This is a genomic window from Rhizobium sp. M10, assembly GCF_002531955.1.
Classification (GTDB): Bacteria; Pseudomonadota; Alphaproteobacteria; order Rhizobiales; family Rhizobiaceae; genus Rhizobium; species Rhizobium etli_C.
In genome coordinates this window covers 171,276-187,274 of sequence record NZ_NWTA01000018.1, presented here as the reverse complement: position 1 = coordinate 187,274, position 15,999 = coordinate 171,276, and the positions used below count along the sequence as shown (strand labels likewise).

14 protein-coding genes are annotated in these 15,999 nt (G+C 62.5%); 9 read left to right on the top strand and 5 right to left on the bottom strand.

Annotated elements, in window-relative coordinates:
* Positions 1–137: 137 nt before the first annotated feature.
* The 3 genes from kdgD to CO671_RS24255 all read right to left on the bottom strand — a co-directional run bounded on the left by kdgD (position 138) and on the right by CO671_RS24255 (position 2,851).
* Entirely contained in the window at positions 138–1,064 is a 927-nt protein-coding gene (kdgD, locus tag CO671_RS24265) for a 5-dehydro-4-deoxyglucarate dehydratase (RefSeq protein WP_097608029.1), read from the bottom strand.
* Between the two features lie 36 nt (positions 1,065–1,100).
* Positions 1,101–2,075, bottom strand: a complete 975-nt coding sequence (locus tag CO671_RS24260) for a mannonate dehydratase (RefSeq protein ID WP_097608028.1) — start codon at positions 2,073–2,075, stop codon at positions 1,101–1,103.
* Positions 2,076–2,140: 65 nt separating this feature from the next.
* Complete coding sequence (locus CO671_RS24255) at positions 2,141–2,851, bottom strand: FadR/GntR family transcriptional regulator (RefSeq protein ID WP_097608027.1); 711 nt, start codon at positions 2,849–2,851, stop codon at positions 2,141–2,143.
* Between the two features lie 132 nt (positions 2,852–2,983).
* On the opposite strand from CO671_RS24255, the gene CO671_RS24250 reads away from it, so the two are divergent.
* From CO671_RS24250 to CO671_RS24230, 5 genes are read left to right on the top strand one after another with little or no spacing between them, the layout of a single operon-like run.
* Entirely contained in the window at positions 2,984–4,579 is a 1,596-nt protein-coding gene (locus CO671_RS24250) for an ABC transporter substrate-binding protein (RefSeq protein ID WP_097608026.1), read from the top strand.
* 20 nt (positions 4,580–4,599) lie between these two features.
* Positions 4,600–5,628 carry an ABC transporter permease gene (locus CO671_RS24245; RefSeq protein ID WP_097608025.1) on the top strand — a complete coding sequence of 343 codons (1,029 nt, stop codon included), beginning with the start codon at positions 4,600–4,602 and terminating at the stop codon, positions 5,626–5,628.
* Positions 5,629–5,639: 11 nt separating this feature from the next.
* Complete coding sequence (locus CO671_RS24240; protein ID WP_097608024.1) at positions 5,640–6,542, top strand: ABC transporter permease; 903 nt, start codon at positions 5,640–5,642, stop codon at positions 6,540–6,542.
* 1 nt (position 6,543) lies between these two features.
* Entirely contained in the window at positions 6,544–7,389 is an 846-nt protein-coding gene (locus CO671_RS24235) for an ABC transporter ATP-binding protein (protein ID WP_097608039.1), read from the top strand.
* Positions 7,386–8,129 (top strand): ABC transporter ATP-binding protein, encoded by a 744-nt coding sequence (locus tag CO671_RS24230; RefSeq protein ID WP_097608023.1) that lies wholly within the window; start codon positions 7,386–7,388, stop codon positions 8,127–8,129. The genes CO671_RS24235 and CO671_RS24230 overlap by 4 nt, the downstream gene beginning before the upstream one ends.
* 30 nt (positions 8,130–8,159) lie before the next feature.
* Here CO671_RS24230 and CO671_RS24225 read toward each other — a convergent pair whose 3' ends face one another.
* Together CO671_RS24225 and CO671_RS24220 are read right to left on the bottom strand one after the other, a co-directional pair.
* Entirely contained in the window at positions 8,160–8,687 is a 528-nt protein-coding gene (locus CO671_RS24225) for an NADPH-dependent FMN reductase (protein ID WP_097608022.1), read from the bottom strand.
* On the bottom strand, positions 8,684–9,739 hold the full coding sequence (locus CO671_RS24220) for a LacI family DNA-binding transcriptional regulator (protein ID WP_097608021.1): 1,056 nt from the start codon (positions 9,737–9,739) through the stop codon (positions 8,684–8,686). Before CO671_RS24220 ends, CO671_RS24225 begins: the two co-directional genes overlap by 4 nt.
* A 187-nt stretch (positions 9,740–9,926) precedes the next feature.
* Here CO671_RS24220 and CO671_RS24215 point away from each other — a divergent pair, with 187 nt between their 5' ends.
* The 4 genes from CO671_RS24215 (at position 9,927) to CO671_RS24200 (ending at position 15,975) form a co-directional block, all read left to right on the top strand.
* Positions 9,927–12,449: a hypothetical protein gene (locus CO671_RS24215; protein ID WP_097608020.1), complete on the top strand. Its 2,523-nt coding sequence runs from the start codon at positions 9,927–9,929 to the stop codon at positions 12,447–12,449.
* 168 nt (positions 12,450–12,617) lie between these two features.
* Positions 12,618–13,877 (top strand): ABC transporter substrate-binding protein, encoded by a 1,260-nt coding sequence (locus CO671_RS24210; protein ID WP_097608019.1) that lies wholly within the window; start codon positions 12,618–12,620, stop codon positions 13,875–13,877.
* A gap of 11 nt (positions 13,878–13,888) precedes the next feature.
* Positions 13,889–14,926: a sugar ABC transporter permease gene (locus CO671_RS24205; RefSeq protein WP_010035174.1), complete on the top strand. Its 1,038-nt coding sequence runs from the start codon at positions 13,889–13,891 to the stop codon at positions 14,924–14,926.
* Positions 14,923–15,975, top strand: coding sequence for a carbohydrate ABC transporter permease (locus CO671_RS24200; RefSeq protein ID WP_097608018.1), 1,053 nt, complete (start codon positions 14,923–14,925; stop codon positions 15,973–15,975). Before CO671_RS24205 ends, CO671_RS24200 begins: the two co-directional genes overlap by 4 nt.
* Positions 15,976–15,999: the final 24 nt, after the last annotated feature.

Here is a 15,999-nt window from a genome sequence, read left to right as displayed (position 1 = left end):
CAGGATCGACTCTGGACCCCAAATCCACCTTGACAACCAACACAGATTCTCATCCGCCCTACGGGCACCTTCTCCCCGAGGGGAGAAGAGGGAATCAAGAGGGCGCGGCAGATACTCCTGCCGTCCGCCGTCGGCGATTACTCCGCCGCAATCCGCGAGACGCCGTTGGCCTGCACGATCTTCTCCAGCAGCGCCAGTTCCTCCTGGGTCAGATCCGTCAAAGGCGGCCGCACGGGGCCTGGGTTCTGGCCAAGGACGCGAAGCCCCGCCTTGATGATCGAGACGGCATAGCCCTTCTTGCGATTGCGCAGGGCGACGAAGGGGAAGAAGAAGCTCTTGAGGATTTCGTCCACGGTCGCCTGGTCGCCGGTCCGCAAGGCGCCGTAAAAGCGCTGGGCGAGGGCAGGGACGAAATTGAAAACCGCCGAGGAATAGGTGGTCACGCCGGCGGCGAAATAGGCCTGGGCGTAAACCTCATGGGTCGGCATGCCGCCGACATAGACGAGACGGTCGCCAAGCCGGGTGGTGATCTCGATGACCTTGTCGACATCGCCGACGCCGTCCTTGAAGCCGATCAGATTCGGGCATTCCTCCGCAAGGCGCGCGATGCTGTCGGCGGTCAGGATGGCGTTGTCGCGGTTATAGACGATGACGCCGATGCCGACCGATTGGCAGACCGCCTTGACATGGGCGATCAGGCCGGCCTGTTCGGCAAACATCAGATAGGGCGGCAGCAGCAGCAGCCCGTCGGCGCCAGCCTTCTCAGCCGCCTGTGCGATCTCGATCGCAAGCGACGTGCCGTAACCGGTTCCCGAGATGATCGGTGTATTGCCGGCCGATGCCTTGGCGGCGCGCACGACCCGAGGGATCTCGGACGGGTTGAGGGAGAAAAACTCCCCGGTGCCGCCGGCGGCAAACAAAGCGGCGGCGTCATAACCGGCAAGCCACTCGACATGACGGCGATATTTCGCCTCGTCGAATTTCAGCTGGTCGTCGAAATGGGTGACCGGAAACGAGAGCAGACCACTGCCGACGGCCTTCTTCAATTCAATCGGGTTCATCATCAAGTCCTATTCCTTACGTGTTGAAAATTGGCCGCCTCAGGCGCTCTCGAGCACTTGCAGAAGTGCGGCGATATAGCCGTAGCAAAAGGCGAATGCGGTGGCGGAAGGGTCCTTGCCGCTGACGGTCGGCACGTGATCGGGCATCAGCATGTATTTGAAGCCGACTTCCTTATAGATCCGAGCGGAGCGAACCATGTCCATGTCGCCTTCGTCGGGGAAAGTTTCCATGAAGGAGAGCTTGCCGCCGCGAATATTGCGGAAGTGGACGTTGAAGATCTTGTCGCGCTGACCAAACCAGCGAATGACGTCGTCGATCTCCTCGCCGGGATTATCCAGCATCTCGCCGATCGATCCCTGGCAGAAATTGAGGCCGTGATAGGGATTTTCGCGCATCAGCACGAACTTCTTCAGACCTTCCACCGTGCCGAGCACGCGGGTGACGCCGCGATAGCCGGGCGGCGTATAGGGATCGTGCGGGTGGCAGGCGAGGCGGACGCGATTGCTTTCGGCGACAGGCACGACCCGTTCGAGGAAATAATCGATCCGTTCCCAGTTTTCGTCTTCGGAGAGTACGCCGGCAAGGCCGGGTGCTGCCTGCTGGTCGGTCTTGTCCCAGCGGAAGCTCGCATTCATCGAGCCGCCGCGCCCCGGCTCGTCCGGCGTGCGGGGAATGCCGATCAGGTTGAGATTGTATTTGACGGCCGGAATGCCGGCTGCCGCGACATTCTCGATCATCTTGCAGACTGCGTCGATCTGTCGGTCGCGTTCGGGGCCGGCAAGCAGAATATCGGGATAGGACGCTTTCTCGATCGGCTGCGAGGGCAGGGGCAGCTGGATCATGTCGAGGATCAGGCCGAAGCTTTCGACCTTGTCGCGATGGCGCTCGATGTCGGCAAACGTCCAGCTGCTCGGCTTGCCGGGCGGATCGGCGCTGATATGCTTCACGCCCAATTGCGCGAAGATCCGATAATCATCATCGTCGCGCGCCGCCACCTGTGTTCCCAGATACATCAGATACCCTCTCCAGATTCAACAATGTCATATGACATAATATGAATTTTGGAGGGTGTCGAGCCCTATTGCTGCTCCGCGAGCATCCGATAGCGCCTTTGGCTCGCCATCAGATGGGCGCGCATCGCCTGGCGGGCGCGGTCCGGATCCTGATCGGCGATCGCCGAGAGGATCTCCACATGTTCGGCATAGACCTTTTGCAGATAGTCGCGGTCATTGGCTTCGGGCAGCGTCGGAAACTGGCCGCGGGGAATGGCGCGGGGGCCGAAATGGCGCAGCACGTCGACATAGAATCGGTTGTTGGTGGCCGCGGCGATCGCCATGTGAAAGGCATAATCCGCCTCGACGGTTTGCTGCCCGCTCTCGATGAGTTGCGCCATTTTGCGGTTGGCCTCGCGGATTGCGGCCTCCTGCTCGGCGGTGCGGCGATAGGCGGCAATCGCCGCCGCTTCGCCCTCGGTCGCCATGCGAAACTCCAGCAATTCCAGGGTTTCCGGAATGCTTTTGATTTCCACCGGCGTCAATGACATCGCCGAATGGACCTTTGGATCCGCGACGAAAACGCCTTTGCCTTGGATCGGCCTGACGAAACCCGCAGCCCTCAGATCGGCGATGGCCTCGCGCACCACGGTGCGGCTGACGCCGAAGGTCGATTCGAGCTGCGGCTCGGTCGGCAGCTGGTCGCCGACGCGCAATTTCCCCATCTCGATTTGTGCCCGCAGCTGATCGATGACCTGCTGCGCCAGTCTTTGCCGCCCACGGCCGAGTGTCGTCATTCTTTATTCCCCAGTTCCTTCGCCTCAGGTCTTCCGTATGGCTCTTGCAAATCGTTTTGGACTTCGATAAATCATAATACGACATACGGACGACATAATATGTCTATTATAGTAATCCAGGGAGGAGTGACAATGAAACATTTTTCTAAAGGCCTGTTCGTCGGCGCCGTCTTCGGCGCGCTGACGATCGCTGCACCGCTCTCGCATGCCGCCACGCCGAGGGATCAGCTGGTGATCGGCACATCGCTGGCCCAGGTCCTGTCGCTCGATCCGCATCAGGCGACCGAGGGCAAGGCAGTCGAGATCATGTCGAACCTCTACGATCGGCTGGTCAACAGCACGCCGGATGGCAAGATCGCGCCGCAGCTGGCCGAAAGCTGGAAGGTCGACGACAAGGGCATCACTTTCAGCCTGCGCCAGGCCAATTTCGCCTCCGGCAATCCGGTGACGTCAAAGGACGTCGTCTATTCGCTGGGGCGCCTGCTGAAGCTCGACCAGGCTGCTGCCGCCAACCTCAAGCGCATCGGCTACGACAAGACCAATGTCGACAAGCTCGTCACGGCTGTCGACGACAAGACCGTGCGCATCGATTTTTCCGGGCAGGTGACGGCCGAAATGCTGCTCTACCGCCTGACGACCTCGACCACCAGCGTCGTCGACAGCGTCGAAGTTGAGAAGCATGTTGCCGATAACGACTTCGGCAATGCCTGGATGCGCACGCATTCGGCAGGCTCCGGCCCGTTCACGCTCAATCGCTGGTCGCCGAACGAACTCGTCATCCTCGATGCCAACAAGGACTATGTCACGGGCGCGCCGAAGATGAAGCGCGTCATCGTTCGCCATGTTCCCGAAAGCCAGGTCGAGCGGCTTATGCTCGAACGCGGCGACATCGATATCGCCAGCGCGCTGACCGCAGCCGATCTCGCGACCTTCAAGGACAAAAAGGGCTTTACCATCCAGCGCATCCCGACAGGTGGCTTCTACGTGCTGTCGATGAATGCCGGCAACCAGTATCTGTCCAACCCGAAGGTCCGCGAGGCGATTGCCTACGGCATCGACTATAAGGGCATCGAGAAGACGATCATGGGTCCTTATGGGCGGGCGAGAACCGTTCCCGTGCCGGAGAATTTCGAATATGCGATCCCGAGCCCCGATTGGCATCTCGACGTCGAAAAGTCCAAGCAGTTGCTGGCCGAGGCGGGTTACAAGGACGGTTTCTCACTGACGCTGAAGACCATCGCGCAAACGCCGCGCATCGATCTGGCGACCGCCATCCAGGCATCACTTGCCCAGGTCGGCATCAAGGTCGACATCCAGCAGGGCAACGGCTCGGAAATCATCGCCGCCCACCGCGCCCGGGATTTCGATCTGCTGATCCCGCAGACCAGCGCCTATATGCCGAATGTGCTCGGCTCGATGGAGCAGTTTTCGTCCAATCCCGACAATTCGAAGGAAGCCAACAATGCCGGCAACTTCGTCTGGCGTTCGGCCTGGGACATTCCCGAACTGACGGCTTTGACGGCCAAAGCCTCGATGGAGCCGGATCCGAAGAAGCGCGGCGAGCTCTATGTTCAGATGCAGAAGATGTTCGTCGAACAGAAGCCGGCGGTTCTGCCGATGTTCGAACGCTTCGAGCCGATCGTCCTGTCGAGCAAGGTTGAGGGCTATATCGGGCATCCGACCCAGCTGACGCGCCTCGAGAACGTCACGAAGTCTGAAACGCAGTAATACTCCCGAGGCAGCCGATCATGAAGGAACTCTCTGTAGCCGAATTTGGCCGACGCCTGGCGCATTTGCTGGTCAGCCTGTTCATCCTCCTCTGCGTCACCTTCGTGATCGGCCGCGTCCTGCCGACGGATCCCGTCGGCGCGATCGTCGGCGAGCTCGCCGATCCCGCCGCCTATGCGGCGATGCGGGCGCGCCTCGGCCTCGATCTGCCGATCTACCAGCAGTTCTATCTCTATCTCGTTCAGCTCGCGCACGGCGATTTCGGCACCGCCGCGCTGACCGGCAATCCTGTCTCCGCGGACCTTGCCCAGGCCTTCCCGGCGACCTTCGAACTGGCCACGCTTGCGGTAATCATCTCGACCTTCGTCGGCGTGCCGCTCGGGCTTGCCGCAGCCCTTTTTCGCGACAGCCTGATCGATAAGATCGCGCGCGTGGTCGCCCTCGTCGGCCACTCCGTTCCGGTTTTCTGGTTCGGCATCGTCGGGCTCGTGATCTTCTATGCCGGCCTGAACTGGGTCGGCGGGCCAGGCAGGATCGACGTGTTTTATGAAGGGCTCGTCACGCCGCAGACCGGGCTCTTGCTGATCGACAGCCTGCTGCAGGGCGAGACGGAAATCTTCTGGAACGCGCTCGGCCACATTATCCTGCCGGCCTTCATCCTGGCTTACGCCGCAATGGCCTACATCACCCGCATGACCCGCAGCTTCACGCTGGAGCAGCTGAGTCAGGATTATGTCATCGCCGCCCGCGCCAAGGGTGTGAGCCCGACCGGCACAGTGCTGCGCCATGTCCTGCCGAATATCGCGGTGCAGCTGATCACCATCCTCGCCATTTCCTATGGCGGGCTGCTCGAAGGCGCTGTCGTTACCGAGATCGTCTTCTCCTGGCCGGGCATCGGCCAATATATGACGAACGCGCTGATGATCGGCGACATGAACGCCATCGTCGCAGCCACCATCATCGTGGGATTCATCTTCATGTTTTTGAACTTCCTGGCCGACGTCGCCTACGCCGTGCTCGATCCGCGCATGCGGGAGGCGACCCGATGAGCCCAAGCCCAATGAGCAATGCCATCCACAGCGAGATCCAGATCCGTCCGCCCAGCATGCCGAGCCGCATTGCCGCCTCGTTCGGCCGCGCCGGCCGCAAATTGGCCGATGAGCCGCTCGGTCTTGCCGGCTTCGTCATTCTCGGCCTGCTCTGCATCGTCGCGATTTTCGCGCCGCTTCTGGCGCCTTACGATCCCGCCATCCAGTCGCTCGGCGATGCCTTGCAGCCCCCCAGCCTCGCGCATCTTGCCGGCACCGACGAATTCGGCCGCGATATTTTAAGCCGGCTGATCTTCGGCACGCGCATCACCATCCAGACGGTGCTGTCGGTGTCCCTGATCGTCGGCCCGATCGGCCTGCTGATCGGCGTCGTCGCCGGTTTTTTCGGCGGCAACACCGATGCCTTTCTGATGCGCGCCACCGATATCGTGCTCTCCTTTCCGTCGCTGATTCTGGCGCTCGCCTTTGCCGCCGCCCTCGGCGCCGGCCTCGGCACGGCGATCATCGCCATCTCGCTCACCGCGTGGCCGCCGATTGCGAGGCTTGCCCGCGCCGAGGCCCTTGTCGTCCGAAACGCCGATTATGTGGTCGCCGCCCGCCTGTATGGCGCGTCGCCGATGCGCATCCTGCTTCTCTATATCGCGCCCATGTGCATCCCATCGGTCGTCGTTCGCCTGACCCTCAATATGGCGGGCATCATCCTGACGGCGGCTTCGCTCGGCTTTCTCGGCCTCGGCGCCCAGCCGCCGGCGCCCGAATGGGGCGCGATGATCTCCAACGGTCGCAAGTTCATGCTCGATTACTGGTGGGTCGCGGTCATGCCGGGCATCGCCATCCTGCTGACCAGCCTTGCCTTCAACATCGCCGGAGATGCTCTGCGCGACATTCTGGATCCCCGCCATGCCAGATCGTGAAATGCCAGATCGTGATCTTCACTCCGTTCTATCGGTCAAGAACCTGAGCGTCCGCTTCGGACGGGGCGCCGTGCCCGCCGTCTCCAATGTCAGTTTCGACGTCGGGCGCGAACGCGTCGGCATCGTCGGCGAATCCGGTTCAGGCAAGTCGACGACGGGGCGCGCCGTCATGCGGCTGCTGCCGCCGGCCGCAGTGGTCGCCGCAGAGCGCCTGGATCTTGCCGGCAGTTCGCTGCTTGCCAAGACCGAGCGGCAGATGGGCGTGCTTCGCGGCAAGGACATCGCCCTGATCATGCAGGATCCGCGTTATTCCCTGAATCCGGTGCTGTCGATCGGCAAGCAGATCGCCGAAGCCGCCCGTCTTCATCTCGGCCTTCGCGGCAATCAGGCTCAGGATGCCGTCCGCGCCATGCTCGAGCGCGTGCGCATCACCGATCCCGACCGGGTCATGGGGCTTTACCCCCATCAGATCTCCGGCGGCATGGGCCAGCGCGTGATGATCGCCATGATGCTGCTGGCGCGGCCGAAACTCGTGATCGCCGACGAACCGACCTCGGCGCTCGATGTCAGCGTGCGAAAGGACGTGCTGCTGCTGCTCGATGAGCTGGTGCGCGAGAACAATTCCGGCCTGCTTTTGATCAGCCACGATATCCGCATGGTCGCGGCCTTCTGCGAGCGCATCATCGTCATGTATGCCGGCCGCATCGTCGAGACGCTGACCAGTCTCGAACAGGCGCGCCATCCCTATACGCGCGGGCTGATATCGGCGCTGCCCGACCCGAAGAACCCCGTTCGCCGGCTCGCTGTTCTCGACCGGGCGAAACTCGATCTGGAGGCGGCGCAATGATCAATGTGCGTGATCTCGATGTCGTTTTCTCCTCCGGCAAGAACAGGAACCATGTCGTCAGGGGCATCAGCTTTCAGGTCAGCCCGGGCGAGACGCTCGGCATCGTCGGCGAATCCGGCTGCGGCAAATCGACGGTGCTGCGTTGCCTCGCCGGCATGGAGGCCGGTTGGACCGGTCAGATCGAGCTGGGCGGCAAACCGATCGGCAAGAAGCGCTCCCGCGAGGAACTGACGTCGGCCCAGATGGTGTTTCAGGATCCATACGGATCCTTGCATCCCCGCCATCGCATCGGCACGGCGCTTGCCGAGCCGCTGCGCGCTATGCGCCATGCCGATATCTGGTTGAAGGTCGAAAGGGCACTGATCCAGGTGGGACTGCCGGCAAGCTTTGCAAACCGGTTTCCACACGAGCTTTCCGGCGGCCAGCGGCAGCGCGTGGCGATCGCCCGGGCGCTGATCCTGTCACCGCCCATCCTGCTGCTGGATGAGCCGACATCGGCGCTCGACGTCTCCGTCCAGGCCGAAATCCTCAACCTGCTTGCCGATCAGCGCGAGGAAAAGGGATTGACCTATCTGCTCGTCAGCCACGATCTCGCGGTGATCGCCCATATGTGCGACCGGGTGTTGATCATGAAGAACGGCGGCTTCGTCGATGAACTCACCAAGGCGGATCTGCAGGCCGGCACCACCCATGATGCCTATGCGCGCGAGCTGTTCGAGGCGAGCTTCATGGAAGCGTGACGGGGACCTTAGCCGCTGCGCAAAACAACGTCAGGTCCGCGTGCAATAATTTGCGAAAGCGTCGAGGAACCGGCGCATCTCCTCCTGATGCCGAGGCGCGGAAAGATGCGCTGCAACCTCATCAGGTAATAGCTTCATCAGAGGAAGCCGGAGGAAGAGCTCCTCGTTGAATCGGTCGCTGAGCGTGGCGAGGACGACGCGAAGCTGACCCAGCATGTCATCGCCGCGGTGCGACGCATGCGCGAGCACGATCGGTTTGCCGATCACCTCATTGCGGGAGACGAGCCAGTCGATGGCATTCTTCAGCCCGCCCGGGATTGATCGGATATACTCGGGGCTCGCCAGGATCAGGCCATCCGCATCCGCGATCGCCTGAGCAAGAGCCGACACGGCGGGCGGCGGGTCCAGCTCCAGGTCGGGCGAAAACACCGGAAGTTCACCCACACGGTCATAGACCGAAAGCACATGCGTCTGGCCGGCAGCTGCTTGCAGAGCATGGAGGAGGGCGGTGTTTGTCGAGGCTCGACGGGCGCTTCCGGATATTGCCAAAAATTTCATGACGGCGGCCCAACCTCCTGGGAGCGGTTGACGGTTGCGACACTGCCCCTTTCGACGAGATGGCAGGCGAGCTCGACGCGCCGGCGCGGTACGGCAAGGCCGAGCATCATGTCGCGCAACAGATCGAGCGCGGTGGCGCCGAGTTCGCGCATCGGAATGTGCACGCTCGACAGCGGCGGATTGAGAAAGGCCGATTGCGGCAGGTCGTCGATGCCCATGACGGAAATGTCCTGTGGTACCGCATATCCCATCGCCTGCAATCCGCGCATGGCGCCATTGGCAAGGCTGTCGCCGGCCGTCAGGACGGCGGTAAACGTGAGGCCTCGGTCGCGGACGAGACGGGTGATGGCTTCGGCGCCGAGTTCCGGCAGCCAGTCGTCGACCTCGAGCACCAGCTCGGCACCGGCCTTCAGCCCGTGATGCAGCAGGGCATCGCGCCAGCCCTCCAGGCGCCGCTCGATCGTCCGCCGGCCCGGCCGCAGCATGAAAAGGATCTGTCGATGCCCGGCCTCGATCAGCCGCTCGGCAGCGATGAAGGCGGCCGAGCGGTTGCAGGGCGTCACACTCGAAAGCCGCATATAGGGATCGTCGGTGTTGACCAGCACGACCGGTTTCCCCAAGCCCGCGGCCGCCGCCAGCATATCCTCCTCGTCGACGGTCAGGATCAGCATGCCGCCAAAGCTCGGATCGTCGCGCATCTCGGCAATGACGCGGGCTTCGTCCGCCTTGTCGGCGACCGGGCGCATGGCCATCTCGATGCCGAGCGCGGCCGCGCGCGCATTCAGGCCTTCGAGGACGTAGAGGGTGAACTGGTTGCGGACATAATCGATCATCGCCGCGCCGGAGGCGACGAGCATCACCTTCTTACCGGCGACACTCGCCGGCAGCGCGTAGCTGACCGCGCTGGCCGTTTCCAGCACCAGTTTGCGGATTTCGGGTCTTACGCCCTTTTCACCGGCGAGCGCCCGCGACACGGTGCTGATCGATACGCCGCACCGGGCGGCGATGTCGTCGAGGCGCGTGCGCCTGCCTTTCTTTTGATCCGGGGCCATGTCGTTTTCCTCGCTCCCATTCCTTTATGCAAAAATCTTTCAGATTGCGCAAATGGAATGCCTATGCACAATTGCCATTGAGGAGTCCGCGACAAGCGGCAAAGCAGGGAGGCTTTGAAGATGCGGCTTGACCGCCATCCATGCGTCGGCGTTTTCTCGGAAATCCCAAGGCCGGAGCAGATTTCAGATGGCCGCTGAGCAGCAAGCCCGTCTCCGCCGCGATACCGCAAAGAATAGCCCGATCGTCTATTGGCAACTCGGCCCTCTCTCGCAGCAGCGCTATGACGTCGCCGACCGTCCGATGGAAGGCAGGATGGATCCGTTTTTCTTCGTCACCAAGACGAAGAATTTCATCCCGCATGAATATCCCTGCCGCACCGAATTCAAGGCATCCTTTTCCGGCCGGCGGCCGCAGCCGGCTGCCGAATTCGAGGCCATCCGCTGGTGGCTGCCCTTTGCCTCGCCGCGTGTCGATCTCTCCGGCTTCTGGTTTCGCCCGACACGCATCGGCTGTTGGGCGCGCACCTTCCTCAATGCCCGCACGGCCGGGCCAGCCACGCTTCGCCTATCGACCTGCGGTGGCGCCATCCTCTTCGTCAACGGCAGCGAACAGGGCTTCATGGCGCCTTACGAGCGCAATTTGGAAGCGCAGCAGATCTTCGAGGTCGAGCTGTCGGTGGGCCTCAACGAGATCCGCATCTATTTCGATGATCTCGCCGAGCGCGACGCCCGCTTTTATTTCCAGCTGGATTATCTCGACGGGCCGGAGGTCGAAACATCACTTCCCGTTCCGATCGCCGCCGACGAGGCGGACGGGCTGGAGGCGATCCTCGAAGGCATGCGCTTCGATCGCACCGCCTACCTTGGCGAGGACGTGACGATCCTCTTTCCCGCGCCGCTGCCGGTGGCGCTGAGCTGCCATGTCGAGATCGAGGGCGACTTCATGTCGGTCGAGCGCTTCGACTATGATTTCGCGCTGGAGAAAGGCGCAACCAAGCTGGAACTCGGCACTTCGGCGCGCATGCCCGCCGATTTCCGCCATTTCCGCATCACCTTCAAAACCGGCACGCTGTCCGTCGCCCGCACCCTCGGCGTCGAGATCTGTCATCCCGAACGCCAGGGGCAAGCACCGGCTGCGCTGGAAGATCGCATCGCCCAGGCGCTGGCCGAGGTCGCCGCCCATTCCGAGCCCGATACCGTCTGCGCTTTCGCCCGTCTGGCGCTAGGGCAGGGCGGCGAGCAGACCGAGGCGATGATTTCGGCCATGCTGCCGGTCATCGAGGATTGTCACGACTGCGCCGATTTCGTGCTGGTGCCACTGCTCTTCGCCTATACGCGCTGGAGCGATCTTCTGTCACCGGAACTGCGGGTCAGGATCGAGCAGGCGGTTCTCAACTACCGCTATTGGATGGACGAGCCGGGCAACGACGTTCAGTGGTATTTTTCGGAAAACCACGCGCTACTCTTTCACACCGCTGCCTATCTCGGCGGCAGGCTTTTCCCCGATGCCGTCTTCGTTCGTTCCGGCCGTACCGGCTCCGAACAGATGAAGGTCGGCGAAGAGCGGGTTCGCGCCTGGCTCGATCATTTCGAGCGCTGGGAAATGGCCGAGTGGAATTCCGTTCCCTATTTCCCGATCGACCTGAAGGGCCTGACGGCGCTCGCCGCCTGCGCGCCGGATGAGACAATCCGCGCCCGCGCCAATGCCAGCATCGTCCGCCTGATGGAGATCGTCGCCCGCTCCGCCCATCACGGCATGCTGACCGGCAGCCAGGGCCGCTCCTATGAACATACGCTGCGTCCCGGCCGCTCGGTCGAGCTGTCGGCCATCGCCCGGCTGCTCTGGGGTCGTGGCTGGTACGGCCGGCGTTTCCACGCGCTGCCGCAGCTTGCCGTCTGCATCCGCGATCATGGCCTGCATTTCCCGGAAGCGCTCGCTGAAATCGCCGCGCACCGTTCCGACGACGCGCAGGAGTGGACCTTCTCCCAGGGCGAAAACCGGTTCGCCGCCCTCTATCACTACAAGACGCGCGACACCGCGCTCGGCACCATCGCCCATTATCGCCCCGGCGCCTGGGGTTATCAGGAGACGGTGCTGCACCTGCGCCTCGGCGAGCGGCCGGAAGCGCAGATCTGGATCAACCATCCCGGCGAAACCATCCAGTTCGGTTACGGTCGGCCGAGCTTCTGGGGCGGCTGCGGAACGCTGCCGCGCGTGCATCAATATCGCGACCTGGCCATTCTCGATTTCAACATCCATGAGGGTCAGCCGGATTTCACCCATGCCTGGTTCCCCCTGGAGGCCTTCGACGAGACGGCGGTCGACGGCAATCTGGGGCTCGCCCGCTCCGGCGGCGGCCTTGCCATGCTGATCGGCAACGGACCGCTGGAGCCGGTCAAACACGGCCCGACCACGGATGTCGAGCTGCGGCTCTCCGGCCGCCAGGGCCGCTGGATCGTCCGCCTCTCCGATCTCGGTCGTGAGGGCGGCCTGGATCGGATGCGGGGACGTTTCGCCGCGCTCTCGGCCCGGCGGGACGGCGGGGGTGCATTGATCGTCATCGATCCGGATTACGGCGAGGTCGTCTTCGAGGAGGACGGCACTGTGCGTGCTGAAGGCCGCATTCTTCGTCCGTCGGACTGGTCGGTCGGGGGAGACGCGGTACATCTTAAGATACCGGGCAGGCAGCCTCGGCGAGCGGCCTCGTAGACGACATGTCCGGCAGGTGGAGGACCCAGCCGGGCCTGCTGCATAATTCCTTAAATCGGAATCGATTAAGGATAAAATTATGCAGCAATTCAAGGTGTTACAGCGTCCTTTGCGCGTCTGAAAAGACGCGCGGCGCTGTAGGAATTCATCGGTCAAGAGGAGGAGAAAATGACCAGAATGAAATCGATCGGCGCGGCTTTTGCTGCGGTTCTCTTGAGTTCCGTCGCCGCCCATGCCGGCGACGTGCGCATCATGTGGTATTCCGACGGCGGCGAAGGCGCGGTCATCAAGGATCTGCTGTCGCGCTTCTCCAAGGCCAACCCGGATGTCAACGTCATCCTTGACGAAGTCTCCTACGACGTCGTCAAGGAGCAGCTGCCGGTGCAGCTCGAAGCCGGCAAGGGGCCGGATATTGCCCGCGTCACCAATCTGAAGGCGCAGGCGCAGCACTGGCTCGATCTTCGTCCGTTGCTGGCCGATGCGAAATATTGGGATGAGAATTTCGGCGCCCAAGCCGACTGGATGCGCCCCGACGGCTCGAATGCCATCACCGGCTTCATGACGCAGCTGACGATGACCGGCGGCTTCGTCAACAAGACGCTGTTCGAGCAGGCCGGCGTCGAAATCCCCGGCCCGAAGGCGACCTGGGACGATTGGGCGGCCGCCGCCAAGAAGGTCGCCGACAGCCAGAAGGTCTTCGCCATGGCGATCGACCGCTCCGGCCACCGTGTCTCCGGCCCGAACATTTCCTATGGCGCCAACTACATCGCTGCCGACGGCAAGCCGGCGCCGATCGATCAGGGCTCTAAGGAGTTCCTCAGCCGCTTCGTCAAGTGGAACGAGGAGGGCATCGTCAACAAGGATGTCTGGGTCAGCGCCGCCGGCACCACCTATCGCGCCGCCGCCGAGGACTTCATCAATGGCGGCCTTGCCTATTATTACTCGGGCAGCTGGCAGCTCTCGGGATTTGCCCAGAAGATCGGCGACAGCTTCGATTGGGTCATGGCAGGAAGCCCCTGCGGTACGGCCGCCTGTACCGGCATGCAGGGCGGCGCCGGCCTTGTCGCCGTCAAATACACCCAGAACCCGAAGGATGTCGCCAAGGTGATGGATTACCTGGCAAGCGCCGATGTGCAGAAGGAATTTGCCGAGCGCAGCCTGTTCATTCCGGCGCATAAGGGTGTGGCCGCCGGCCAGATGGACTTCAAGACCGACAATGCGCATGTGAAGGCGGCGCTGAAGGCCTTCGTCGAATCGGCGGCTCAGACGGCAGAGCCCGCCATGAAGCTGCCCGGCTGGAAGTGGTCGGACGCCTATTACAGCGCCATCGTCGCCCGCATCAGCCAGGTGATCGCCGGAGAGATGAAGCTCGACGACGCCTATGCCCGCATCGACGAGGACATCAAGGCCAAGGTCGGCGGCAACTGACGGACGGACAGATGACGGCGAAGACGGTTTCTTCCGAACCGCCGGCGAAAGCCGGTCTGCGGCAGGCGCTCGCGGCACCTGTCCGGCTTGTCATGGGGATCGTCGATATTCCCATGCGCGCCTGGCAGAAGCTGACGGGGCTGAACGGCATGGCGGGCGTCTTCCTGGCGCCCAACATGCTGATCTTCACCGTCTTCGTGCTCCTGCCGCTGGTCATCAACTTCATCTATTCGACGACCAGCGGCGGCGCCATATTCCTGCAGAACAGGACCTATGTCGGCGCCGAGCAATACCGCATCCTCTTCGACTGCGGCTCCTATCTCGATCCCGCGACCTGCGCGGCCGACACCTTCTGGGCGGCCGTGCGCAACACCGCTGTCTTCGTCGTCTTCCAGGTGAGCGCGATGCTGGTCGCCGCACTTGCAACGGCGTTGATCCTCAACCGCGAACTTTCCAATCGCGGTTTCTGGCGCGCCGTCTTCTTCTTTCCGGTGCTTCTCTCACCCGTCGTCGTCGGCCTGATCTGGAAATGGATCCTGCAGCGCGAAGGCCTGTTGAACTATGCGCTGAGCCCCTTCGGCTTCGAGCCCTTCTCCTGGCTCAGCGATCGTTTCTGGGCTTTCTTCTTCGCCGTCTTCGTCTCGGTCTGGGCCCATATGGGCTTTTACGCGCTGATCCTGCTCGCCGGCCTGCAGGCGATCCCGAGGGATCTCTATGAGGCGGCGGCAATGGACAAGGCGAGCCCGACCCGCATCTTCCGGCGCATCACCCTGCCGCTTTTGATGCCGAACCTCATCGTCGTCCTGGTGCTGGCGCTGATCCGCGCCGTGCAGATCTTCGACGAGGTCTTCGTGCTCACAGGCGGCGGGCCTGGCACCAGCACCATGTACATCACCCAGTTTATTTACGAGACCGGCTTTGCGAGTTCGCTGCGCAATCCCGGGCTTGCGTCGGCCGCCTCGATCCTGATGGGCATCGTGCTCGTCATCCTGACGCTGGTTCAGCTCGCCGCGAGCAGCCGCAACGAGAAGAAGGGGAAACGCCAATGAGCGCCGTCGGCACCTTTCTCCTTCGCCGCCGCGGCGGCCGGGGCTGGCACTGGACTGACGTCGTCACCTGGATCTGGCTGATCTCGGGCGTCTTCCTGATGTTCGGCCCGGCCGTCTGGCTGGTCTTTTCCTCCTTCAAGACCCCGGCCGCCCTTGCCGAATTCCCGCCGTCCTTCCTGCCCTATGTTACCGAGCAGGCTGTCGTTCCCGGCCACGACAAGCCGCTGCCGCTCTATAAGGTGACGATGCCGGATGGCAGCAGCCGCGTGCTCGCCGAAGTCCGCCGCATCGGCATCATCGGCCAGATGATCGATCCGAAACAGCCTGATGAAATCGTCAAGGTCAACATCAAGGACCGTACGCCGGTGCGTAAGGTGGAATTCGCCGCCGGCAACTACACCGAACCGTTCGAGCGCTTCGATTTCTTCCTGTTCCTGCGCAATTCCGTCTTCGTCACGGTGACGGCGACGGCAATCACGTTGCTGGTGAATTCGATGGCCGCCTTCGCGCTGTCGAAATACCAGTTCCCTGGCCGCACCGCCGTCATGCTGATGATCCTGGCGACGCTGATGGTGCCGCTCTCGGTCATCGTCGTGCCGCTCTATTCCGTCATCGGCACCTTGAACCTCTTCGACAGCCTCTGGGGCGTCATCCTTCCGACGGTGGCCACTCCGACCGGCGTCTTCCTGCTCCGGCAATATATGCTGACGATCCCCGACGAGCTGATCGACGCGGCGCGCATGGATAAGGCGAGCGAATGGCAGATCTACTGGCGCATCATCCTGCCGCTGTCGGCGCCGGCGCTGGCGGTGCTGGCGATCTTCTCGGTCGTCTGGCGCTGGAACGACTTCCTCTGGCCGTTGATCGTGCTGTCGCGCAAGGAACTCTATACGCTGCAGGTCGGCCTCAACGTCTATGCCGGCGAGCTCAATGTGCAATGGCACTATATCCTCGCCATGACGGTCGTCTCGATGATTCCGGTCGTGCTGATCTTCGTCTTCCTGCAGCGTTTCATCACCACAGGCATCGCCGGATCCGGCCTGAAATAAGCCGGCTGAATACAAACAGGAGAA

What these genes read in the sequence shown, in the direction of transcription:
- kdgD (WP_097608029.1), bottom strand. Translation starts at nt 1,064, where the DNA reads ATGATGAACCCGATTGAATTGAAGAAGGCCGTCGGCAGTGGTCTGCTC.
- CO671_RS24260 (WP_097608028.1), bottom strand. Translation starts at nt 2,075, where the DNA reads ATGTATCTGGGAACACAGGTGGCGGCGCGCGACGATGATGATTATCGG.
- CO671_RS24255 (WP_097608027.1), bottom strand. Translation starts at nt 2,851, where the DNA reads ATGACGACACTCGGCCGTGGGCGGCAAAGACTGGCGCAGCAGGTCATC.
- CO671_RS24250 (WP_097608026.1), top strand. Translation starts at nt 2,984, where the DNA reads ATGAAACATTTTTCTAAAGGCCTGTTCGTCGGCGCCGTCTTCGGCGCG.
- CO671_RS24245 (WP_097608025.1), top strand. Translation starts at nt 4,600, where the DNA reads ATGAAGGAACTCTCTGTAGCCGAATTTGGCCGACGCCTGGCGCATTTG.
- CO671_RS24240 (WP_097608024.1), top strand. Translation starts at nt 5,640, where the DNA reads ATGAGCAATGCCATCCACAGCGAGATCCAGATCCGTCCGCCCAGCATG.
- CO671_RS24235 (WP_097608039.1), top strand. Translation starts at nt 6,544, where the DNA reads ATGCCAGATCGTGATCTTCACTCCGTTCTATCGGTCAAGAACCTGAGC.
- CO671_RS24230 (WP_097608023.1), top strand. Translation starts at nt 7,386, where the DNA reads ATGATCAATGTGCGTGATCTCGATGTCGTTTTCTCCTCCGGCAAGAAC.
- CO671_RS24225 (WP_097608022.1), bottom strand. Translation starts at nt 8,687, where the DNA reads ATGAAATTTTTGGCAATATCCGGAAGCGCCCGTCGAGCCTCGACAAAC.
- CO671_RS24220 (WP_097608021.1), bottom strand. Translation starts at nt 9,739, where the DNA reads ATGGCCCCGGATCAAAAGAAAGGCAGGCGCACGCGCCTCGACGACATC.
- CO671_RS24215 (WP_097608020.1), top strand. Translation starts at nt 9,927, where the DNA reads ATGGCCGCTGAGCAGCAAGCCCGTCTCCGCCGCGATACCGCAAAGAAT.
- CO671_RS24210 (WP_097608019.1), top strand. Translation starts at nt 12,618, where the DNA reads ATGACCAGAATGAAATCGATCGGCGCGGCTTTTGCTGCGGTTCTCTTG.
- CO671_RS24205 (WP_010035174.1), top strand. Translation starts at nt 13,889, where the DNA reads ATGACGGCGAAGACGGTTTCTTCCGAACCGCCGGCGAAAGCCGGTCTG.
- CO671_RS24200 (WP_097608018.1), top strand. Translation starts at nt 14,923, where the DNA reads ATGAGCGCCGTCGGCACCTTTCTCCTTCGCCGCCGCGGCGGCCGGGGC.